We start from the raw sequence: 23,153 nt of genomic DNA, 5'->3' as shown, positions 1-23,153 counted from the left end.
TGGTTTCCCGCCTTCGCGGGAATGACAAAATTCGTTTTACAACCGCAACAAACCTTTTAGCAATTGATTCCCCAGCATAGTTGCTTTGCCCTTGGATTTATTGGTTAAAACAACAACCCCAAGTTGCTTAGCTGGCGAAAATCCAATAAAGGTGCTAAAGCCCATATTAGCGCCATTCTTGGTAATCAATAATTGTTGCCCGTGTTTGATGCGTTGCCAGCCTAAGCCAAGAACAAACTGGGGTTTGACCTCAAACTGAGGTTGTTGAGCAAACTGCATAGCAGACAAAAGTTGTGGCGAAGCATTCTCCTCTTTAACGCCTAAATTAGCCTTTAAAAATCTAAGCATGTCTGCTGAGGAAGAACGTAAGGCGCCACCACCAAGAAAATTAGCAGGTACATAATGCGGGGCAGGATTACCGTTTGGACGGTAACCCTGTGCCTGTAATGCTTGCTTATTGGCAGGCAAGGTAAAATAAGTATTAGTCATCGCTAGTGGTTGGCTAATATTTTCACTCAGTAAAACGGCAAGGGGCTTAGCGCTAGCATGTACTAAGACATTGCCTAATAAACCAAAACTAACATTAGAGTAGAGATAATGTGTCCCTATAGGAGTCTGTGGTTGCCAGGTTTGTAGTTTATTAAAGAACCCGATTATGTTGCCTGATTTCACCCCAAATTGCTCCAATTGCCGAGGAAAGCTTGCGGTGTGGGTTGCCAGATTTACCACCTGGACCTGATCAATCGGCAGGCCAGTAGTATTGGCTAATCGGGGAAGATATTTGACGATGGGATCAGTTAAACGTAGTTTTCCTTCCTGTACTTCAACAGCCAACAAGGTAGTAACAAAGATTTTAGTGATGGAAGCCAATTCGAAAATAGTCTCTTGAGTCACTGGAGTATTAGAGCTCTTATTTGCAACACCAAAATTAAAATAATAGTCCTGACCCTTGTAATAAATAGCAATAGCTGCTCCGGGAATCTGCTTATCGCTAAGGAAGGAATTAGCCACTGTGGCTACTAATTGATTCACTGTTGGAGCATCTGCTGCCTGAGCCGAAGACGTAATGAATGATGGCAAAATAACAAAAAAAGCCAAAAAGGCTTTAAAAACATAACTCCCTTTCATAACAAAGATCCTCCTGTAATTGCGGTTTATCTGTAATAGATCACCCCTATCCCGAATTCCCGCGGCTTGACCGAGGGATCGGGCTCAGAGTGAAGAGCTTATAACCAGCGGATCCTACGGTCAAGCTGCGGGAATTCAATAGTAGAGCGGAGGCTGACCTTAGTTATAATGAAAAAATTAGCATTGCTTCTCCGGTAAAAAGAACACAAGTCCGCTGGCAATAAACAAGGCGATAGGAATAATTACCAGAGCATCTTGGTAATTACTTAGACTGTAGACCTGCTTGGAATCACTGAAGAGATCTAATAAATACCCAATCAAGGGCTGTATCAGCGGTGCTGTTAGCATGGCTAAGGTATTGGTAAATCCCGCGCAGGTTGACAAGGAATCGGGGGGCGATAATTCATTAGCTATGCTATAGGCGAGCATATAGGCGCCACAACAAAGACCAATAGCAAACATTATGAGGCCTAATAAGTCCGAACGATGAATAGGTAAATACAGTAGAGCCAACAGCAAGAAGGCTGTTGATAGGCAGGAGGTCAGAAGCATTGGTCTGCGGCGCTTGAAAAAGATAGCTAATTTACCGAATAGCGGGCAGCTAAGGGCTGTACCGAGGAAAATCATTGCATCAACCCAGCTCGCTTCTTGCAAGCTACAACCCAGTTTTGCCTGGATAAAGGGGACTGCCCACATTGCGCCGAATACCGTAATCACGCTAAAGCTTAAACCGGCAAATAAGCCGTTAATCCAAGCCTTGGTGTTGGTTAAAATGCTTAAAACTTGCTTGCCCTGCCTTGTTGTTGATTGGGAAGACGGGCTGTTTTCAGGAATATAGAGCCAGCAAAAAAAGCTAATAATAAGGCCTAATAGAGCAGCACCATTATGGAAGGTTCGCCAACTTATCTCATTGAGTAAAGAACCCATTGATATCAGGCCAAACATCGCGACAAGAAAGCCCAGAGTTTCTGAAAGGCCAATCAAAAAGCCAAATTGTTTTAAGGGAAAATGCTGTCTTAACAAATGTGATAGACCAACAAAGGCAAAGGCTGAGCCGGCGCCAATTATTAGTCGTCCGATAAATAAGTGGTTAAGGCTATGGCTTTGTGCAAAATAAACACATCCAAAACTACAGACTAGGGCACTAATTGCAAGCAAAGAGCGAGTGCTTTTTCTATCGAAAAGCATACCTACGGGAATTTGCATGCTGGTATAAACATAATAAAAAGCGCTACTAATAATCCCTGCCTGAAAGGCTGTCAGCCCCATCTCATTCATGATTGAGCCGATAATTACCCCAGATGACAATTGTAAGAAAAATTGGAACAATACAAAGGATACGCCGATAAGCCAAATACCAGTTCGCCTTCTGGCATTTAATTCAGGAATACTAATTGCTGCTATCATTGATCTAGTTTCTGGCAAAAAGCGCGACTATACGAGATTGTGCGGGCTGATGCAAAGTTTTATAGGGAAAAAAATGAATCTACGCGATTTGCACTATTTTGTTATTCTTGCGGAACTAATGCACTTTGGTGAAGCAGCCAAGCGCTGTCATGTAAGCCAACCTACACTCTCTATGCAGATTAAAAAGCTTGAGGAAGAGCTTGGTTTGCCTCTTTTCGAGCGGAATAATAAACAGGTGATGTTAACTGACGCCGGAAAGGCTTTGGTGGGTCGAGCCCAGCAAATTTTAACTCAGGTCGCTGAGATGAAAGAGTTTGCCAGGGCATCCTCAGATCCCTATGCAGGGGAGTTAAGGCTAGGCCTAATCCCTACCTTAGCCCCCTATCTGCTTCCTTTGATAATGACAGAGATACAAAGTGCTTTTCCAAAAATCCGAGTCTGGCTTTATGAGGATAAAACGCAGCGGCTAAGCGAAAAACTGGCCGCAGGTCAATTGGACGCGGCTTTAATGGCGACGCCAGTTGATGGTGATTTTAAGCATCTAATTCTTTTTGAAGAGCCTTTTTATTTTGCTGCTGCCAATGACTCCCTGATGAGGAATAAAAAAGAATTAAAGGTTGATGAATTGGCTAATCAACCAGTGATGCTTTTGGAGGAAGGCCATTGTTTACGAGAGCAGGCAATGGCTGTATGCCAATTGGCAAAGGCAGAGGTTCGCGCCGATTTCACAGCAACGAGCCTTGAAACTTTAAGATGGATGGTGCAAGCAGGTGTCGGAGTTACACTTTTACCTGCTCTGGCTCTACAAGAGGCTGAGAGCAGCAATTTATTGGTGATCCCCTTTGCTAAGCCAGCCCCATCGCGCTCGATCGCTCTTTATTGGCGGCCGGGTAGCGCAAAAGATCTTTGTTTGAAGGCGATGGCGGGGCTTATTAGTTCGATTGTGCAGCCAAGGCTGTGAGGGATCTTAGAAAGTAGGTAATAGGTCACCTCGTCACTCTAACATAGCCCGTCATCCTGAGCGCAGCGAAGGATCTCCAGGATTGGCACTGTGCTATATTCAAGAAATCCTTCGCTGCACTCCCAAAGACGTACGTCATGTCGAACGTAGAGAGACATCTCCTAAGTGTAGCGCTGTGCTAATCCCAGAGATCCCTGGGATGACGAGGTCTTTATCGATGTTTGCCCCAAAGGGGCTGGAGCGCTCAGGATGACGTGACGAGGGGCAACCTTACGAATGTAGTTCATTACCCAGAGTAGATGGGCTCTTAGTTATTCTTAAAAAGCTCCTTATTCTTCATTAACTCAGCAAGAAACAAGGTCAGCATATGGTTGGAAGTATTCGCACCATCTTTGCCATCACCGCTTGTTTGTATAAGGATATCGGGTGTGATTTTCACCTGTCCGCCGGCAACCTGTTTCATGATTTCAATAATAGACATGGGTTGCTGTCCCAGAGCGTCTGCCTGTTGTTTATAGGCTTCTGCAGTGGCTCGGCCAATTGCGCTGATTTTTCCCGCCTCCGCATTACCTACAGAACTGATCCCCGCTGCAATACCTTCTTGTTCTAATCGGGTCGACTGGCTTTTTGCTTCTGCCAGAATAATATTCTGTTGTTTTTGCTGTGAGGCAATTTTTACATCAAACTCTGCTTTCACCACACTAGGCTGTAAATCAGCTTGGGCTTTGGTTTTTTCCATCTCAGCTCGGCGGCCTTCTGCTTCTTGCTGGGCGTCGTACATCGCTTTTTGCTGGCTGGCAACTACCTTGTCGGTTAGGGTTTGCATCAAGCGATCCGGTAATTTAATTTGGCAAATTAATACACTGACGCATTCAACATGATATTTATGTAATTCCTCTGCTGAATGTACCTCTGCCTTACGTTGCTCCTCATAGCGGTCTTGCATAAACTGCATCGCTTCGGAGGAGGAGGCTTGGTTACGGAAGGAGCTGTCAATCAGCGGATGAATCACGTCTTCGACTAAGTTACTAATCGTACCAATTCTTGCCACCATGTGTGGTGCTTGTTCAGGAAGAACACGCAGGATAACTTTCACCTCGACGGACATCTCAAAACCGTCCTTCGATACAATATTCAAGGGATTAAAGGTGCGTGATTTAATTGCCTCTGATGCATCCGGCGCTTCTACAGTAGTGGGTACGCTGCCTGCTGGCGTATATTTGTTGGCTGACCACTTTGGCATTGCCCAGTCAATAGTAATGTTGGTTGTTGGAATGATATGGGGTGTAAACGCCAATTTATTTAAATAATAGGTTCCTGGCCCAAGCACCTCGCGCTGTATCCCTCGATAACCGGTACTAACAACATAACGCTCTATACCATCCTTTAACGATTTCTCATTGCTGGGTTGCAAGTCTGTATCCTCGGAAGGGTCTTTACCAATCGTTGAGACAATAACAGCGACTTCACCGCGCTCAACGGTTAAGACCTTATCAAGTGAAACATCAAACATAAGTGGGTTGATATAGTAGGTACCCGGTTTTAAAAAATCTAGCTGTGGTCCTCGCTGTCCGCCATTAGCGAGGAAGGTTGCGCCATCTTGGAAATCCTGATGCCCACTTACGGATTTAGCAATATATTCGCTAGAGGGTAGGGCATCTCCGTCCTTAGCAGTGACCAACCCAACTTCTTTGACAGGGATCACTGTCGCATTCATAACGGTAATTTCAAAAAGCTTAGTATTAATACGATAGGTACCGGGAAGTAAAATATCGATTTGCGGTCCTTTCTGGCCACCGCTTTCTAAAAAGATATTACTGTCCTGGAAATTGTTATGCTTGTCGATATGTTTTCCCAATAAGCGTCCACTGGCAATAGGGTTACCATCGGTTGCGACGACTACACCAATTTGATTGTTGCCAATACTCACAACTGGAGAAATGGTAATTTGGAATAGATAGGGATTTATGCGGTAAGAACCTGGCGGTAAGATTTCGAGCTGAGGCCCCTTTTCGCCGCCTGCTTTTAAGAAGGATTCACCGTCTTGAAATAAGTTATGCTCTTTAAACGCTCTTGCGAATATTCGCCCAGACTTAACAGGCACTCCATCAATAGAGTCAACTATACCAATCTCATTTTGGTTAATGATCGTCAGTTCGGATTTTGTTACACGGTATAAGAAGGGCACTAGCAAATGTAAGCCTGGACCAAGCGTTCTTGCCTGAATACCTACTTCATCGCTTAGCGCGACAACTCGTCCTTCAGGAATACGTTTACCAAACCAACGGCGCTCTAGAATAGCGATCTTGGTTCCACCAACGATGACTACAGAGTTAATTAAAATGAAAATTATTAGGGCAATTGTTAGAAGAACAGAAAAATTACCAAAGAGGATATCCATAACTACTTCTTATATCTGAGATGCGAGTAATCAATTTATGATAAAAAATTTATAAAATCAAAAATAAATGGTTCCTATCGCTCCCAAAGACGTACGTCATGTCGAACGTAGAGAGACATCTCCTGAATGTGGCACTGTGCTAATCCCGGAGATCCCTCACTATGTTCGGGATGACGAGGTCTTTATCGATGTTTGCCCCCCAAAGGGTCTGGGGCGCTCAGAATGACGGAAGGGGAGTGACTGCCCAGCATGGTAGGGTACGCCAGGTAATTACCTAACCAACCTGATGCACTTTAATCAACATCCCTGCCTGTGGATGATCCAAATAATAAATATCACCACCCTTTAAGCGTTGCTGTTGTACCAAGACAAAGGGGGCTGAGTTGGAGCTGGGTGTGGAAATTAACAATTCTGAATCTAGGGAATAGTAATTGCTACGTTGAACGCGGACGGTGCCCTCTATTTCCCAACCATCACGTTGAACCTTAGGGATCGCAATCGCGCTCTGGTTATTAAAGGGTTGTAACCAGGTGTAATGTATTAAGACCCGGTACTGGGGTTTGCGATGTAGTGCCCAATATTCCTCTTGTAACTGCGAGGATGAAGAGGGGAGAAGGTGGTAGGGGGTCTGGTTTTTACTGATTTCTGTTTGCAGGGGAATACTATTTGCTGAGTGGGATGCCAGGGTAGAGCTTAGAGATAATTCTGGCGAAATAGGGGACTGTTGATAGCCAAAGACTATAAGATCAATTTGATAAAGGGCTGCGGCTTGTGCCAGGCTTGTCAGGAGCATCATTGCAACTAAGGCTATCTTTTTAAACATATTTTATTCTTCTAATTAGTTTATTCCGCTGGACTTATGGTGTGAATCAAGATCCAGATATACACCCATGGGCGTGGATTATAGCGGGGAGTGAGTCCTGTGTCAGCATCTGGTTGCTCCCCGATCTATCTCTTGTTACAGTGATAACTCCTTATTTAACAATTGCTTTCATGACTCTACTTGCCGAAATTAAAGAACTCAGCGTTGCTTTCCAAAATAAAGACCAATTAATTAAAGCAGTCGATCAGTTAAATTTCGTGCTAAATGCTGGTGAAACTCTGGCTTTGCTGGGAGAGTCTGGTTGTGGTAAATCATTGACCTCGCTTGCTCTGATGCGACTTTTGCCCTTTAAGGCTGCCTATGGTGCTAAAAGTGAAATTAAGCTAGCAGGCAAGGATTTATTGAATCTCCCTGAATATATCATGAGAACTCTGCGCGGAAGGCGCTTAGCCATGATTTTTCAGGAGCCTATGACTGCTTTAAATCCTGTTTTAACGATTGCCGAGCAGTTGGTAGAAACCTTGCCTAAGGCGAAGCGCACAAGCCAAGAAACTCAAGCTTGTTTACTTGAATTACTTCGTGAAGTGGAAATGCCAAAGCCCGAATTACGGTTGCAGCAATATCCTCATCAATTATCTGGCGGGCAAAAGCAGAGGGTTGTGATTGCGATGGCTTTAGCCTCCAATCCAGAAATATTAATTGCTGATGAGCCGACCACGGCGTTGGATGTTACCATCCAAGCGCAGATTTTAGCACTGCTTAAAAAATTACAGCAGCAATATCAAATGAGCATGTTGCTGATCACCCATGATCTGGGTGTAGTGAAGGCAGTGGCTGATCGGGTGTGTGTGATGTATGCAGGTCAGATTGTCGAACAGGCTTCTGTGGGTGAGTTTTTTACTCAGGTCTTGCATCCTTATTCACAGCAGTTATTGGCTTCGTTACCTGACTTTAAGAAACGCTATCAACCTTTGCAAGCCATACCTGGCGCTGTACCTACCTTGGATGCATTGCCAATGGGTTGCCGCTTTCATCCCCGCTGTGCCCATGCCTTTTCACTTTGTGATCATCAGGAACCGGCTTTACAAATGATCCAGCATCGTCAGGTGCGCTGTCATTTATATCCTGAGCATGAGTATCCACCAGCCTTGCTAAATAAGGTAATAATTAGGGAGAAAACTGAGCCAGCAAAAGAAACTTTATTAGATGTAAAAAATCTTTCCGTATATTTTTCAGCGAAACAGCACTTATTTCGAGCCAAAGGGGAAGAGATTAGGGCTGTCGATAACCTCTCATTTACCCTGGCTAAAGGACAAACCTTGGCTGTTGTCGGGGAGTCCGGTTGCGGAAAAACAACAGCCTGCCGTGCCTTATTAGGGCTGATACCTATCACTGCGGGAGACATTTTTTATCGCGACCAAGATGTGCGAAGGCTAAAGGGGCGAGCGTTAAGAGCTTACCGCAAACGGGTGCAGATTATCTTTCAAGATCCCTTTTCTTCAATGAATCCTCGCATGACAATTGGTGAAATTCTGGCTGAGGGGATGCATGTTCAGGGGTTTAGCGGCAAATTAATCAGGCAAAAACAGCAGCAGCTTTTGGAGCAGGTCAATTTACCGCGCAACAGCTTGCATCGTTATCCGCATCAATTTTCTGGGGGGCAACGGCAAAGAATTTGCATTGCAAGAGCCTTGGCTACTGAGCCTGAATTGTTGATTTGTGATGAGCCGACCAGCGCTCTTGATGTGTCAGTCCAAGCACAGATTCTTAATTTATTGAAGGAGTTACAGCAAGAATCTGGTTTGTCATACCTGTTTATCACACACAATATGGCAGTAGTTTCCTATATGGCTGATGAGGTCTTAGTGATGAAAGACGGGCATTTGCTTGAATCAGGGACGTGTGAACAGATTTTGCGCGCTCCCCAACATGGCTATACCAAGCAATTGTTGGAGAGTGTTTTAGAGGTTTAGGCCTCCTCTTCCGTCATCCTGAGCGCAGCGAAGGATCTCCTGAATGTGGCAGAGTGCTAGTCCCGGAGATCCTTCGCTACGTTCCCAAAGACGTACGTCATGTCGAACGTAGAGAGACATCTCCTGAGTGTGGCAGATGCTAGTCCCGGAGATCCCTCACTACGTTCGGGATAACGAGGTCTTTATCGATGTTTGCCCCAAATGGGCTGGGGCGCTTAGGATGACGAGCTGCGTTAGGGTGACGGGGCTGGCCTATTAAACCGCAACAGCAAGTTCGCTTCGTACTCGCTCATCATCCACGATACGATCACGCTCTACTCTTTCGATTCTTCTTTCCAATAGGCTCAATTTGGCGAACAAGGATTTATCGTGCTCATCACCTTCTTTAGCCCTTGGCGAGAAAGTCTCCTTACCTGTAGTTATTAGAGCCGTAACTATCTGATAATTGGCTTCGCAACCAGCTCTTTCGTAAATGCTTATTGCATTGTTCAGATTTTCCACAAATTCCTGTCTTTTTGCAGATTCTGTTTGATAACCAAAGACGCCTAAAACTGTAGCAGCAAGCGTGCTAAACCAGTCACGCCAGGCATAGGTTTCTGCACGTTCGTGTAAATAGGCACCAAAAAACCCTGCAATGCTTGTTTCTCTTTGTTGTATAGGGCTGCCAAAAAAATCCGTTATTAATGCGTCTATTTGATCTTCAAAAGGTTCTAAGGGTTCAGGTTCAGGAATTTCTGGTTCGTTGATATACATAAAGGGGTCAATAATGAATTCTCTAAGAACATCCTCGAAACTATCAACAGTACGGAAACTTTCCTGAACATCCTGAAAGGGTATTTCCTTACATTGCCTTAGAAAGGCATCGTGTTTATCAAGCTCCTCAACGATTTCATTAGCCACATCGAGAGCTTCATCATAGTAGGATTGCTCAAAGTCATGCATAAACTTCGCTGCTAGTTCAGTTGTTTTCAGGGCTAGCTCAGCATATCTAGTCTCGATTTGCGCCAATTTATTGCGGGCAATAAAGTGCATGAGACCATCTTGATTATTGATTAGAGAATCAACATGGACAATTCTTTCTTCGATACTATTGAAGCGCACAGTTCTAAGCTCGTCTAAGTAGTCTTGATGCTTAGCCAGAGCTGTCTCAATTTCCTCTGTCAATTGCAATTTTGTTGGCTCATCAAGGTCTGGATCTTGGCTTTGCTCAAGTAGCAAGGACAATTCATTGTCAATTTGTGCTAGTTGTCCCAGGTCATCAAAGGCGGCCTTTAGTTCTGGAAGGTCTTGTTCAAGGTGCGCAACTGTTTTCGCAGTTGCTTTCCTTCTAGTTTCTAGACCGTCAAGTTCGCCACTTAATAAGGCTAAGCTTTCCCTTAAAATTTCAGGGCAATCGCTAATTGAATTGGCAAGATGTTCTAGCTCTGCCCTAGTCCTCGCCAGACTAGATAAGGCGTCTTTGACTCTAGGTGCTAGTTCGTGGGGTGAATAATCTCTAAAACTTGCCTTAGCATCGAGTCTTGTATCGATATCGCTATAGGTGCTTAGGTTAGACTCATAAAGTGCTTGAACCTGCTGCAGATTATCTTGGGTCGTCAACTCAACAACAAGCCGACTAAATCGTCCGGCTTCCTCGGCAATGTTGTCCAGCTGATATTCCAAGCGATAACTATCCGCCGCGAGCATGGCTAGTGCATGATTAAATTGAGTTAATTGGCGATGCAATTGAACTATGGTAAGTTCCCGATCTTGTTCTTCTTTTTTGCCTTGCCAGACTGCCAAACTCCGGGTTGCATTTATGGACAGAGTACTATGTTCTTGTTGCAGCTGCTCTAAGCGTTCTTCGTTATTCTCAATTCGTCTTTGAGTTTTTTGGTAAAAACGCCAAAGAGTATAGAGACTGTTTTCAGCGAAACCAGCTGGCGCTTTTTGCGGCTCAGTTTGAGAGTCAATTTCAATTTTTAACTCATCGTCAATTTGCTTGAGCCGATCCTTAAGCACTCTCACTAAATCGTGCATATCCCAGTCAAAATCACTGGCGCCGAAAAGGGTTGTATGATGATTAAATTTGTTTTTTAAATTTGCAAAATTTAGACCATACCAGCTAGAACCTGATTGCTCGGTTGCATACATCTCATCAAGCAAACGCGCTTCCTTAGAGTCTGGTAAGCATTCCAGAAGGGACAATAACTCTGCTTTAGGCACTTGCTGCGCGGGAACATAAAGTCCTGTACTTTCTTCAAGTATTTTCTTGAATACAGTTAACCTCGCAGAGGCTGCTTGTAAATATTCTGTGCGCGCAGTTGCAGATAGTTCTAGCTTTCTCAGACCTTGGCTATCGTTCTCTAGGTATTGTTTTGTTTGGCCAATCTGGCTTTGAAGTTTTTCGAGTGGCTTATCAAACTGAGAATGAATTTCCCGTATTGCGGGATCATACTGATTGATCAGGAAAGCGTTATGTTTTGCGGAAGCAGCAACTTCTTGCCTTTGGCTTCTCTGCAGAGAATCAAACGCGTCTCGTATTCTTATGCCAGCGTTTTCTAATACCTTTCTTCGACCTTCATCAGACATTTTTGCAAGTTCAAAATCAATCTCGCTTTTTTGTTGAATAGTTGCCAGCTGTAGTTTTGCAATCGCTTCATAGCTTGCAAGGGTCAGATCCATTTTTTGCTGAATGGTTGCCTTAGCCTTATCAAAGGCTTGTTGATAGGAATCAACATAGGCTTGGGGAGTGTCAGAGGGTATTGCAAATGCATTTTGCATCTGAACTTGCTGTTGCTGTAAATAACTCTGATAGTTGGCGAGACTTCGCTTATAGCTCTGCAATCCTAGAAGCAGGTTGTCATAGGCTTGACTGTCTTCTGTCAAGGCAGCTTGTTTATTGTCATTCTGCGATGCTTTGAAAACTAATAGAGGCTCGCTGCCATCAGTATTAATAAATTCAGGCGATTTTTCAGCTGGGTCGAGCGAATTGATGAAGCTTTGTATTTCCTGAGCGTAAGTAACTGCGTTTTGCTCAGCTTGGGCTTTGGCAATTAGGCCGCTTACAGCTTCAATTTGTAATTGGTTTTTTTGACTTGTAGTGGTTAATAGTTCCTGTTTTTTCACGAGTACTTCCGTTGATAATTGGCAAAGCCTGGTTTTAGCGTCTGCCTCTAGAGGAGGGTGGTTAAGGGCTAAGTTTTCATTTGCCGCTGTAACCGTTCTTTCATAACTAATCAGACTTTGTCGATATTGTGCCAAGTTCTCAATGAGTAACTGGTACAATTGCACATTTTCCTGATTACGCTCAAGTTCATTTTCTTTGGTAGAGCTTACAAAGACAAAACTGAGTTGTCCATCGCTTTCGGTGCGTAGAAAATCAGGTTGTACTGGTTGAACAATTGGTCTGAGGCCTAATTCGATATCGTCCTCATAAGTTTTTAAGAGTGCGCATTCTGCGATACTACTCTCTAACATTTTAGATTGCCCATCCAGTTTCCCGATAAGCTGCTCTACAGCTTTTTCGATTTGGATTGCACTTTCATAGTCGCTATTTAAGGCAGAGGCTATTCTCTCATCATGAACGCGTATACCACCGTTGTAGAGCCGTATCCACCAGTGTTTTATATCAGAAGCTGGTTTGTCGTATCCAAGGGCTAAGGCTAAATCAGAAGCCCTAACTTCTGTGGGTAAGCCTAAACTTTCATTCTCTCTATGCCAGTCGTCTTTGAAACGGTTAAATTCTGCAAACTGCTGTAAAAGTATTTCACGAGCTTGCATTACTCTTTGGTTGGCTGCGACCAGGGCCGTACTATCAGTGCCACGATGTTGATTTAAAGTAGGCCAATTTTCCATATAGATGGTTTCTGCCTCTCTCATTTGATCTGATAACGGGTCTCTACGCTCATGCCAAATCGTTCTACGTTCTTTTTTTACCTTTAGAGCATCTACAGTCTCATGAAAAGCTTTGGGCAGATGAAGTTCGTAGAGGTCAATCCGTGTTTCTAATACCACTCTCATAGACTGCAATTTGGCGGTGACCTTGTTTTTAATATCCTGGGTAGGAAGGACATCAAGAGCGTTCTCATCAGTAGTTAGGGTATTTAGAAATTTTATTAATGCTTTACCAGCCTGATAGGTTGTATCGTCAATAATCTTGGGCACCCAGCTTTCTTCATCTAGATAGTCGAAATTGAGCTCCAGTTCACGTTTATCTTTTATTATTGCAAGAGCCATAATCTTGTTTGTTGCCCAGGAAGCAATATCAGCAATATTCCAAATTGCCTGAACTACATTATCCGAATAGGAGGAGCTGTTGGGATGAGTATATTTTGTATCTCTGAGATCGGGTATTCCTGGCAATATTGAAGGATTTGCAAAAAGCTGTTTTGCAGCGTTTTTGTCGTCGAGACCGTCAGTTTTACGCCCTAGTGGTTGTTGGGCAATCTGCTCAAGCTCTGATTTAAGAGTTGTTAGTGCTTGGATTAATACGCTCATTGGGCACCAATGTTGATCTAAGAGAAAAATATACAGCCAGTATAATGCCGAATTATTAACCAAACCTTAACAACGCCTTTAATTTTTGATACTTGCTATTGAGTGAAGTACAGAATAGATAGATCCCGCGGTCAAGCCACGGGAATTCGAGTTGCGTCTAGTCCCTGGATGGCGGGGCTACTCCGAATCCCCGCGGCATCTAACTCATTTTAAATTAGCTACAAACGAGTCGAGTTCGCTTAAGGCAATCTTCATTACCTCAGCCTTATCACGCGCTTTATATTCAATGACCTGCTGCTCTAGATTGCGCTCACTCACTACAAAGCGATGGGGGATACCAATGAGATCGCTATCAGCAAACAAGACTCCTGGGCGCTCATTACGATCATCGAGTAAGACCTCATAGCCCTTTTGGCAAAGTTGCTGGTAGAGTTTTTCTGCCTGCTCTTTGACGAGCTCTGAGCGGTGACCATTAATAGGAACAATCACAATTTGGAAAGGCGCGATATTAAGTGGCCAAACAATACCATGCTCGTCGTGATGTTGTTCAATCGCTGCAGCTACAACACGGCTAATCCCCAAACCATAACAGCCCATAAGCATAGTTTGTAATTGCCCTTGTTCATCAATGACTGCTGCATTCATGGCCTTTGCGTATTTATCGCCGAGTTGAAATACATGGCCAACCTCAATGCCACGGCAGGAGAGCAGCTGTCCCTTGCCATCAGGGCTTGGATCGCCATCTTTTACATTGCGTAGATCATAGGCCTCTTGGTATTGGGCATCGCGACCCCAGGCAGCATTCATATAATGTTTATCAGCCTGGTTTGCGCCACAGATAAATGAAGACAGGGTTAAGGCCCTGTGATCTGCAATCACGGGTATAGAAAGATTAACTGGGCCTAGTGAGCCAATAGGTGCTTTCAGAGTTTGCAAAATTGTTTGCTCATCGGCAAAGCTTAAAGGTGTTTTTAACAGAGGATGCTTAGACGCCTTTACTTCATTAAGTTCATCATCACCACGCAGCACCAAGGCAACCAGCGGATGCTCCTTTCCTTGGACAATAAGTGTTTTAACCATCTGATGCGGCTCAGTTTTCAAGAAGGCAGCAACTTCGGCAATTGTTTTTTGCTCTGGTGTATTAACTTCCGCAAGCTGTTCTGTTGTTGTGGTAGTCGCTTTGGTAGGGAGAAGATAGGTTGCTTGCTCAATATTTGCTGCATAACTAGAACCGTCACTATAAAAAATTAGGTCTTCGCCAGAGTCTGCTAAAACCTGAAATTCGTGAGAGGCGGAGCCGCCAATTGCACCGGTATCCGCTTCCACTGCACGATAGCGCAGCCCTAAACGGTCAAAAATACGGCAATAAGCCTGATACATCGCATCATAGGTCTCTTGCAGGCTTTCTTGGTTCAAATGAAAGGAATAGGAATCTTTCATAATGAATTCGCGTGCACGCATGACGCCAAAGCGGGGTCTGATTTCATCACGGAATTTGGTTTGAATCTGATAAAGATTAATTGGCAATTGCTTATAAGACTGTAATTCATTGCGCATTAAATCGGTGATCACTTCTTCATGTGTAGGGCCAAAACAGTATTCACGCTCATTAGAATCAAACATCTTGAGCAATTGGCCGCCAAAGGTTTCCCAGCGCCCAGTTTCCTGCCATAGCTCCGCTGGTTGCACAGCAGGCATGAGTACTTCCATTGCTTGGGCGCGATTCATTTCTTCGCGAACAATTTGTTCAACCTTTCTTAAGACTTTTAGGCCAAGAGGCAACCAGGTATAAAGGCCTGAGCCGAGTTTACGAATCATGCCTGCTCTTAACATGAGTTGATGAGAAACAATCTCAGCATCATTAGGTGTTTCTTTGAGAGTGGCTAGAAGCCATTGAGATGCACGCATACCTGCTCCTGGTGATATTCAAATATTTGGCTGCCGATTATATACTCAAGTTCTTTGGAAATGAACTTGGGTATATACTTCTCCGTCAAAACACCATTGCTTGAATTGAATGTAGCCTGGATGCAGCGAAGCGAAATCCGGGAGCAGTGGTACGACTTCCCGGATTTCGCTTCGCTGCATCCAGGCTACGGTCTTGTTCGGTCTAAGCGGCAATGCCCTAATCCTGTTAGGATAGCTAAATGAATACCATCGCTCTTATCCAAACCTTTTGCAAAGTAGTCCAGGCGCGAAGTTTTTCTGTGGCGGCCAGGCAGCTAGGTATTTCCGCTGCTGCGGTCAGTAAACAGGTTAGCCTTCTTGAGGCACAACTGGGTGTTAGTTTATTGGAGCGCACAACGCGGAAAGTATTCCTAACCTCAGTGGGTGAGACTTACTATTTTGAAGTGCAAAAAGTATTACACGCCTTGGATGAAGCGAATAATACGGTTGCGATTTCTCAGGCTGAACCCAAAGGGCTCTTACGTGTAAAAAGTTCGCGCTTCTTTGCGGAGCAAATAATCTTGGCAAGAATGCCGGAATTCAAGCGCAAATATCCAGAATTAACCTTGGATTTGCAAATTGCAGAGCAGGTTCCCCATATGCTGGAAGAGGAATTGGATATTGTTTTTGGTATGTCTACCCAGGTCGCTTCCAATTCTGTGCAAAAGAAAATAACGACGACGCGTTATGTCTTTTGTGCTTCGCCTGATTATCTGGAACAGTATGGTCATCCTGAAAAACCTAGCGATTTGCAAGCACATCATTATTTAACTCACAGCATGCGCCAACCCAACAATAGTTGGATCTTTCCTTCTGGTGAAACGGTTTATCTTGAGCCAATCCTTTATCTAAATGATGCAGCTGCCTTATGTGATAGTGCATGTCGAGGGCTTGGCATAGTGGCGCTGCATCACTATCAGGTTGCACAAGCGCTAGAGCAGGGGAGTCTTGTGGAAATTCTTGTCAATTATGCAATGCCAACTATTCCTGTCTATCTTTTTTACCATCCCACACGGTTTATGCAACCGAAGGTTAGAGTGTGGATTGAGGAGATGTCTGCTAATTTGCGCAGTTTTATGTAAATACGTGAGTTATGGATAAGAGCCGTTAAATTTCTAAGTCATGGATGCTTATGATACACTTGCGCATTTTTAATGCATCCCGGAGATTTAGATGGCTTGGAAATTTGAAGAAATTAAGATTATTCATGAAGAAATCAATCGCGATATCCAGCGCTTGGATCAAGGGATGAATGACTGGGGTTTAACTCCCTATGATGTTAGTTATTTTAAGGATCAAAAAGCGAAATTCTCCGTTTACGCTTTACCTCTTGTAAAACCAAGATGGTTCGGAGGGTATCAGGATAAGCTTGATTTTTTAATACGAGATATTAAATACCTCTTGGATCCTAATAAGAAAATTAATTCTCCTGAAGCAAAGAAAAGAGTGCTTCTATTTGCTTTAGTGGCTGCGCAGCAAATCGTAGAACAAAGTCTTGCCTATTTGGAAACTAAAGATTCAGCCAAGCAAACCCAATGTCTGCCAGAGATAATTCTTTTACAAAAACAGATTGAAGATGGTTTAAATGTTTTTTTCCCGGAACGAGAAAAAAGTTTTAATTTACGATTAACGGATCTCAGAGAAGAGTATGAGCAAGCTTATATAGAGAATCATAGCGGCGGATGTTTCGGTTTTTTCACCCTAAAACTGAAGCTCTTTTGCAGAGTCAGCACACGTAATGAAGAACTGCAATTTATTGAGGATATCAATGCTTATTTGCTCGAAAATGAAGCGCTTCAGCCTGTAGAGCGGCAGATAATCAAAGAAAGCGCACTCAATCTAGTCCGCTTAAAAATACAAGATGAACTTTTTGGCGAGAACAGCCTGTTGTCGCGTTTAATCGTCGAGCGCCTAACGGAGGCTGGTTCGGTTAATGATATAGAGATCATGCAAGGATTTCTTGAGTTTTGTGAGGAGCGTAATATTACAGTTCCTGAAGAGTTGGTTGCCTGTTATCAGGAAGGGTTAACACCCTAACAGTAATAGCACCCCCGTCACCCTGAGCGTAGCGAAGGATCTCCGGGACTAGCACAGTGCCACATTCAGGAGATCCTTCGCTACGTTCAGGGTGACGGGTAATGTTTGGGCTCAGAGTGAAGAATTTCTAACCAATTACCGTTCCCAGATTAGCCGCACCCAAGACCTTCTGTATTTTCTCTCTAAGATGATTATCAGTTTCATGCTCTAGGCTTTTTAGCGCAGGGGTATAGTCTTTAAAGGAAACTTGCCCTGTTCTTACATCATAGAGTGCGCCGACCAGCCCAATATTTTCCTGATCAATCATCAATTTTAGAATCTCAGAGTCGTGATAAATTTGTTGCAAGGTATTGGCGATATTAAGTTCTGTTACCCGCGTTACAAACTCGGTATTCTTCGAACTTCGATCGCTGGTTATTTCAGTTTCTGCTGCGATTGCCGGTTTAATCTTAGCTAGCAACTGGGTTATATGGCCCTTTTCAACATGATCACAGCTTGCCTGTATTGCTCCGCAGCGGGTATGACCAAGAACAACAATCAATTTCGCACCAGCAACGTGGCAGGCATATTCAATACTGGCCAGGATGTCTTCATTGACGACATTACCTGCTACACGCACACAAAAGAGATCGCCAAAACTCATATCAAAGACGGTTTCAACAGGTACTCGAGAATCGATACAACCCAAGACAACCGCTATGGGATGTTGGGTTTCAGCTGTATATTTGATGTCAATCTTTGTGGTGCGATGAATACGTGTATCATTGAGAAAACGTTGATTTCCTTCTAACAGGATACTCAACACCTGCTGGGGTGATAGGTTGGCCTGCACGTCAAAGGTAGTTACATTAATGAAATCAATATAATTATGAATATCATAATGCTCTTTAAAACCAATAAGATTTAGGGAAATTTGTTTTAATGGCGCTTGTTCTTGCTGAAATTCCTTAATTAATTCACAGATTTCCTTATCGATATAGTTTGAATAGCGCGCATCAATAATCAACTGAGAATTTCTCGGGATAGAACTTAGCTCCGCAATGAGTGAGGCTTTGTTTAAAAAGGTGATCTGCTGGGGTAAGACCAGGCGACTAGCCTCGCCAGTTGGATAAATCTCTTTAATGATATCAAAACGTGCAGTTGAGTTGGATTTCAAAATAAAAAACAGGCTAATCGCTAATCCGATGAGAATCCCTATCAACAGATTAAAGATAACAATACTAACTACTGTAGCAACGAAGGGAATAAATCTATCCATACCTTGCTCATAGATAGCGCGGTAAATAGACGGTTTTGTCAGTTTATAACCCGTAAAAATCAAGATGGCTGCTAAGGAAGACAGCGGTATTTTGTTAAGCCATTGCTCAATTAGCAATACAGCTAGAAAAAGAAATATGCCGTGTAAGATAGTAGAAAATTTAGATTTTGAGCCAGCTTGGATATTAACGGAGGTTCTTACGATAACTGAAGTCACTGGTATTCCACCGATTAAACCAGCCGCTAGGTTACCAACACCCTGAGCAATTAATTCCTGATCTTTAGAGCAATAGCGATGTTTACTGTCAAGTTTTTCACCGGCTTTGACATTTAACAAGCTCTCTAATGAAGCCACAATCGCAATAATAAAGGCATAAAGATAAACTTTAGGATTAGACCAGGCGGACCAACTGGGATATTGCAATTGCCCAAGTAAATCTGAAAAGCCATTGTGTTCAGGGATATTAACTAAATGAGGATAAGCCTGAGCAAAAGAGGATTCTGTCATCAGGAAGATTTCATTAATAACAATACCAGCAATAACAACAATAATAGGTGCCGGAATTCCCTTCAGCCATTTTATCTTTGTTTTCTCGGAGAAAATTAAAATAGCAAAGGAGATCAACGAAATAATCGAAGCGCCACGATTAATATGTTCATGCATGTGATAAAGGGGGTTAAAGGCAAGACTCTCTGTTGATTCTAAGAGATGAACTTTCAATTCTTTAAGATCAGTAGAGAGGGTAAAGGCAAGAGGAAGTTGCTTGATAATTAACAGAATTCCAATCGCGCAGAGCAGGCCTTGGACGACATTGGACGGAATATATTCTGCAATGAAGCCAGCTCGAAGGCTTCCAATGATAACTTGCAAACAGCCAGCAAGCACCAGAGCCAGAAGAAAGGTATTAAAGTCGCCAAGCTGTGCAATTGCAGCGAGAACTACAGCAGCCATCCCAGCAGCCGGCCCGCTTACACTCACCTGCGAGCCGCTTAGGGAGCCAACGATTACACCACCGATGATTCCGCTTAGGATACCTGAGAATAGGGGGGCGCCAGAGGCTAGCGCAATCCCAAGACAGAGGGGAATTGCCACCAGAAAGACTACGATACCTGCGACGAAATCAAACTTTAAATGGCGTGATTGATAAACACGGAGCCTACGAAAACCAGAATTTAATGCTTCAGTCATGATGATTTTTTTTTTGCAACGGCTAGAGGTGAAGCAATAGTAACCCAGGTTAAATACTTTGTGAATCTTTACAAGAAAGAAATATTTCTTAACTTTTATGTAAATCCATACGGGCCAAGGTGTAAAGCAATTATTCAGAGTGTAAATATTATTGTATAAAACTGGATTGATTGCGAGACCCATGTGTTTGGGCAAGCCTAACTTCAAGGTGAGGCAGTTTTAGGAGCTCTCATCCGTCCCGTGGAAGGGAGAACCCCCGCTTTTTCCCTTCGCTCCTGAGGGGATAAGGCAGTTAAGGGGATTCGATGATATATAAGGAAGAGCACCTGGGAGATTCTTCGTTGTGCTCCCAAAGACGTACGTCATGTCGAACGCAGAGAGACATCTCCTGAATGTGGCAGATGCTAGTCCCGGAGATCCCTCACTATGTTCGGGATGACGGGGTCTTTATCGATGTTTGCCCAAAAGGGGCTGGGGCGCTCAGGGTGAGGGGCTATGTGAAGGTGATGAGAATAATCTACAGTCCTAATCGTTCCGAAATCCCACGGCTTGACCGCGGGATCTCAAAGCTAGTCTTCAATAACTTCCAGCTCTTCCTCACCAATGACAGATTCTCCATTATCCAGCATTGGATTGAGCAGTTGGCTTTCAAGATTTTTAAACTGCCATAGATCCTGGTCCATCAATTGGCTCGGCTTGATGCTTTGCAAAGCATGTAGAATATTGGACGGAACCTTAGGATTTTCTTCGGCAAGTTGATCGATTAATTTACCAATCCGTTTGCGCGCAAGGTTCTCCTGGGAACCACATAGAGTACAGGGAATGATCGGATAAGCCTGTTCTTCAGCAAATTTAATAATGTCTCGTTCCTGAACATAACATAAGGGACGTATAACGATGTGTTTCTTATTGTCGCTTAATAGCTTAGGCGGCATCGAACGGATATCCCCGTTATACAAAATAGACATCATTAAGGTGCGTATTAAATCATCGCGATGGTGCCCCAGGGCAATTTTTGTGAAGCCATTTTCTTCTGCGTAGCGATAGATAATACCTCGTCTTAGACGCGAACAGAGCGAGCAATACGTTTTGCCTTCTGGAATTTTCTCTTTAACGATGGAATAGGTATCTCGAGTTAAGATCTCATGAGGAATAGCTTTCTCATCGAGCCAGGCACGTAATTTACTATCATCCCAACCGGGTTGCGCCTGATCAAGGGTAAAAGCAAAAATATCAAATTTATTATTTGAGCGGCGACGTAGGGTATGCAATAGGGTAAGCAAACTAAAAGAATCTTTACCGCCAGATAGACACACCATCACCCGATCACCACGCTGAATCATATTAAAATCAGAAATGGCTTTGCCGGTGTAATGTAATAATTTTTTTTCAACAATAGTGGGGTTTGTAGACATAATAAAAACCTAAATTAAATATGAAATGGAACTGTAATTACCCTAACATAGCACGTCATCCAGAGTGTCCTAGCCCCTTAGGGGCAAACATCGATAAAGATCCCGTCATCCCGAACATAGTGGGGGATCTCCGGGACTAGCATCTGCCATATTCAGGAGATGTCTCACTACGTTCGACATGACGTACGCCTTTGGGAGCGCCTCAGCCCCATTGGGGCAAACATCGATAAAGACCCTGTCATCCCGAACGTAGTGAGGGATCTCCGGGACTAACATCTGCCACATTCAGGAGATGCCTCTCTACGTTCGACATGACGTACGCCTTTGGGAGCGCCTCAGCCCCATTGGGGCAAACATCGATAAAGATCCCGTCATCCCGAACTTAGTGGGGGATCTCCGGGACTAGCATCTGCCACATTCAGGAGATGTCTCTCTATGTTCGACATGACGTACGCCTTTGGGAGCGCCCCAGCCCCATTGGGGCAAACATCGATAAAGATCCCGTCATCCCGAACGTAGTGGGGGATCTCCGGGACTAGCATCTGCCATATTCAGGAGATGTCTCTCTACGTTCGACATGACGTACGCCTTTGGGAGCGTAGCGAAGGATCTCCGGGGTTAGCACTCTGTCACATTCAGGAGCTCTTCGCTACGCTCAGGATGACGGAAGGGGAGTGCCCTATTACTTACAAACTTGGACTCAATTGTATCACTACTTACCTTGCTTTTTACGAACAGCAATACGCTTAGCAGAAACTGCTGAGGTTTCAGGAGGGAAGTTGGCAATACGGGTTGTTTGCAGCCAGGCATTAATTTCTTCAAGATCAGTCACATTCAAAGTGCCGGCGAGGTATTTTAAATTTAAAATGGAATTAATCAAGTCGTATTGATCGCTGGCAAGTTGTTCTTGCGCTTCGAAAAGCCGTTGCTGGGCATTGACAACATCAACCATCGTACGAGTACCCACCTGAAACTGGGCTTCGGTGCTTTCAAGCGAATTTTGCTGAGAAATAATCGTTTGCTTATCTGCTTTTACCTTGCTGATACCATCGATAATTGTATTGAAAGCAATACGGCTGTTGACCTCAACATCGCGATAGGTTTGCTCTAATTGCTCGCTAGTTGTTTGAAAATTATATTGCGCCTGTCTGGTTTGAGCTTGCACAAGACCACCCTGAAAAACAGGAAAATTCATAGCAATAGCTACATTAGATGTACTTTGGCGTGAGGGAACAAAAAAGGAAGCCGAATTTGACGCTGAGACATCCGATTGAATATGGGTTGTTGTGCTATTCCCTTGCAGGGCAAAGGTCGGCCAGGCACCAGAAGATTGTGCTTTAATGGTTTCACGCGCCGCTTCTAGGCCATATTTGGCGGCATAAAGTTTATAGTTTTGCTTTAATCCGGTATTCACCCATTCATTAATATTGTCAGGCTCAGGTTTGACTAAGGGAATACGGCTGTCTCTAAGTGGCGATAAATGCTCGTAAACATGGTTAGTTAATTTACGTAAATTCTCATTTTGATTGATCTGATTATTTCTTGCCGAAATCACCTGGGCAACGGATTGGTCATAAGCTGCTTTCGCTTCATAAACGGAGGTAATAGCATCCAAACCCACTTTGAAACGTTGTTCTGCCTGATCAAACTGGCGTTTGTTCGCCCGCTTTTTTGCTTCAGCAAAATTCAAAGTATCTTTAGCCAATAGCACCTGAAAATAGGCGCTGGCAGTGCGTAAAATCAGATTTTGTGCTGAATCATTAAAACTGGCTTGTGCTGCTTTAACTGAAGCTTTGGCGCGTTGCACTTGGGCCCAGGCCTTATAGTTAAATAAGGCCTGCGAAGCATTGACCTGCCATTGGTTTGAATTGTAGGTAGTCGCTAATCTGCTAGTGGATGCCGCAACATCCTGAACATTCCGTGCAGCTAAGGCATTGATAGTCAACTGAGGATATAAGGCAGCACGAGCTATAGGCACTGCTTCGGTATTAGACATGTAAGTGCTATAGGCTTGCTTAAAAATAGGATCGTTCTCCAACGCTTGCTGGTAGATATCCATCAGGTCTGTTGCGAACGACAAGGCAGGTACACCAAGACCGAACAGCAAGCATAAGAACGTTTTTTTCATACAGCTTA

13 protein-coding genes are annotated in these 23,153 nt (G+C 43.8%); 4 read left to right on the top strand and 9 right to left on the bottom strand.

Going from position 1 to position 23,153, the window contains the following annotated elements; all coding sequences use genetic code 11:
- Window positions 1-36: 36 nt before the first annotated feature.
- Together BN1094_RS08410 and BN1094_RS08405 are read right to left on the bottom strand one after the other, a co-directional pair.
- Window positions 37-1,128, bottom strand: coding sequence for a serine hydrolase (locus tag BN1094_RS08410; RefSeq protein ID WP_052403208.1), 1,092 nt, complete (start codon window positions 1,126-1,128; stop codon window positions 37-39).
- 177 nt (window positions 1,129-1,305) lie between these two features.
- Window positions 1,306-2,535 (bottom strand): MFS transporter, encoded by a 1,230-nt coding sequence (locus tag BN1094_RS08405; RefSeq protein ID WP_081935098.1) that lies wholly within the window; start codon window positions 2,533-2,535, stop codon window positions 1,306-1,308.
- A 73-nt stretch (window positions 2,536-2,608) separates the two neighbouring features.
- Here BN1094_RS08405 and BN1094_RS08400 point away from each other — a divergent pair, with 73 nt between their 5' ends.
- The gene (locus BN1094_RS08400; RefSeq protein WP_043874567.1) at window positions 2,609-3,496 is read left to right on the top strand and encodes a LysR substrate-binding domain-containing protein; all 888 of its coding nucleotides are present in this window, start codon (window positions 2,609-2,611) and stop codon (window positions 3,494-3,496) included.
- Window positions 3,497-3,803: 307 nt separating this feature from the next.
- Here the strand turns inward: BN1094_RS08400 and BN1094_RS08395 are convergent, their stop codons facing one another.
- The gene (locus BN1094_RS08395; protein ID WP_052403207.1) at window positions 3,804-5,897 is read right to left on the bottom strand and encodes an SPFH domain-containing protein; all 2,094 of its coding nucleotides are present in this window, start codon (window positions 5,895-5,897) and stop codon (window positions 3,804-3,806) included.
- Window positions 5,898-6,171: 274 nt separating this feature from the next.
- Window positions 6,172-6,720, bottom strand: coding sequence for a CsiV family protein (locus tag BN1094_RS08390; protein ID WP_043873990.1), 549 nt, complete (start codon window positions 6,718-6,720; stop codon window positions 6,172-6,174).
- Between the two features lie 170 nt (window positions 6,721-6,890).
- Here BN1094_RS08390 and BN1094_RS08385 point away from each other — a divergent pair, with 170 nt between their 5' ends.
- The gene (locus BN1094_RS08385) at window positions 6,891-8,693 is read left to right on the top strand and encodes an ABC transporter ATP-binding protein (RefSeq protein ID WP_043874565.1); all 1,803 of its coding nucleotides are present in this window, start codon (window positions 6,891-6,893) and stop codon (window positions 8,691-8,693) included.
- A gap of 255 nt (window positions 8,694-8,948) precedes the next feature.
- On the opposite strand, the gene BN1094_RS08380 is transcribed toward BN1094_RS08385, so the two are convergent.
- Window positions 8,949-13,172 (bottom strand): hypothetical protein, encoded by a 4,224-nt coding sequence (locus tag BN1094_RS08380; RefSeq protein ID WP_043873989.1) that lies wholly within the window; start codon window positions 13,170-13,172, stop codon window positions 8,949-8,951.
- Between the two features lie 204 nt (window positions 13,173-13,376).
- Window positions 13,377-15,080, bottom strand: coding sequence for a proline--tRNA ligase (locus BN1094_RS08375; RefSeq protein ID WP_043873988.1), 1,704 nt, complete (start codon window positions 15,078-15,080; stop codon window positions 13,377-13,379).
- Between the two features lie 239 nt (window positions 15,081-15,319).
- Here BN1094_RS08375 and BN1094_RS08370 point away from each other — a divergent pair, with 239 nt between their 5' ends.
- Window positions 15,320-16,201: a LysR family transcriptional regulator gene (locus BN1094_RS08370; RefSeq protein WP_043873987.1), complete on the top strand. Its 882-nt coding sequence runs from the start codon at window positions 15,320-15,322 to the stop codon at window positions 16,199-16,201.
- Between the two features lie 91 nt (window positions 16,202-16,292).
- Window positions 16,293-17,156: a hypothetical protein gene (locus tag BN1094_RS08365; protein ID WP_043873986.1), complete on the top strand. Its 864-nt coding sequence runs from the start codon at window positions 16,293-16,295 to the stop codon at window positions 17,154-17,156.
- Between the two features lie 127 nt (window positions 17,157-17,283).
- On the opposite strand, the gene BN1094_RS08360 is transcribed toward BN1094_RS08365, so the two are convergent.
- From BN1094_RS08360 to BN1094_RS08345, 3 genes are all read right to left on the bottom strand, one after another.
- Window positions 17,284-19,602, bottom strand: a complete 2,319-nt coding sequence (locus BN1094_RS08360; protein WP_043874564.1) for a bifunctional SulP family inorganic anion transporter/carbonic anhydrase — start codon at window positions 19,600-19,602, stop codon at window positions 17,284-17,286.
- Between the two features lie 569 nt (window positions 19,603-20,171).
- Complete coding sequence (gene ttcA / locus BN1094_RS08355) at window positions 20,172-21,017, bottom strand: tRNA 2-thiocytidine(32) synthetase TtcA (RefSeq protein WP_043873985.1); 846 nt, start codon at window positions 21,015-21,017, stop codon at window positions 20,172-20,174.
- 712 nt (window positions 21,018-21,729) lie between these two features.
- On the bottom strand, window positions 21,730-23,145 hold the full coding sequence (locus BN1094_RS08345; RefSeq protein WP_043873983.1) for a TolC family outer membrane protein: 1,416 nt from the start codon (window positions 23,143-23,145) through the stop codon (window positions 21,730-21,732).
- Window positions 23,146-23,153: the final 8 nt, after the last annotated feature.

It is taken from the genome of Legionella massiliensis (assembly GCF_000756815.1).
Lineage (GTDB): Bacteria > Pseudomonadota > Gammaproteobacteria > Legionellales > Legionellaceae > Tatlockia > Tatlockia massiliensis.
The sequence above is the reverse complement of the archived record's forward strand: the minus strand, read 5'-3'. Positions and strand labels throughout refer to the sequence as shown.

Excerpts from the sequence above, each read along its gene's own strand:
- BN1094_RS08410 (WP_052403208.1), bottom strand. The coding sequence starts at position 1,128 with ATGAAAGGGAGTTATGTTTTTAAAGCCTTTTTGGCTTTTTTTGTTATT.
- BN1094_RS08405 (WP_081935098.1), bottom strand. The coding sequence starts at position 2,535 with ATGATAGCAGCAATTAGTATTCCTGAATTAAATGCCAGAAGGCGAACT.
- BN1094_RS08400 (WP_043874567.1), top strand. The coding sequence starts at position 2,609 with ATGAATCTACGCGATTTGCACTATTTTGTTATTCTTGCGGAACTAATG.
- BN1094_RS08395 (WP_052403207.1), bottom strand. The coding sequence starts at position 5,897 with ATGGATATCCTCTTTGGTAATTTTTCTGTTCTTCTAACAATTGCCCTA.
- BN1094_RS08390 (WP_043873990.1), bottom strand. The coding sequence starts at position 6,720 with ATGTTTAAAAAGATAGCCTTAGTTGCAATGATGCTCCTGACAAGCCTG.
- BN1094_RS08385 (WP_043874565.1), top strand. The coding sequence starts at position 6,891 with ATGACTCTACTTGCCGAAATTAAAGAACTCAGCGTTGCTTTCCAAAAT.
- BN1094_RS08380 (WP_043873989.1), bottom strand. The coding sequence starts at position 13,172 with ATGAGCGTATTAATCCAAGCACTAACAACTCTTAAATCAGAGCTTGAG.
- BN1094_RS08375 (WP_043873988.1), bottom strand. The coding sequence starts at position 15,080 with ATGCGTGCATCTCAATGGCTTCTAGCCACTCTCAAAGAAACACCTAAT.
- BN1094_RS08370 (WP_043873987.1), top strand. The coding sequence starts at position 15,320 with ATGAATACCATCGCTCTTATCCAAACCTTTTGCAAAGTAGTCCAGGCG.
- BN1094_RS08365 (WP_043873986.1), top strand. The coding sequence starts at position 16,293 with ATGGCTTGGAAATTTGAAGAAATTAAGATTATTCATGAAGAAATCAAT.
- BN1094_RS08360 (WP_043874564.1), bottom strand. The coding sequence starts at position 19,602 with ATGACTGAAGCATTAAATTCTGGTTTTCGTAGGCTCCGTGTTTATCAA.
- ttcA (WP_043873985.1), bottom strand. The coding sequence starts at position 21,017 with ATGTCTACAAACCCCACTATTGTTGAAAAAAAATTATTACATTACACC.
- BN1094_RS08345 (WP_043873983.1), bottom strand. The coding sequence starts at position 23,145 with ATGAAAAAAACGTTCTTATGCTTGCTGTTCGGTCTTGGTGTACCTGCC.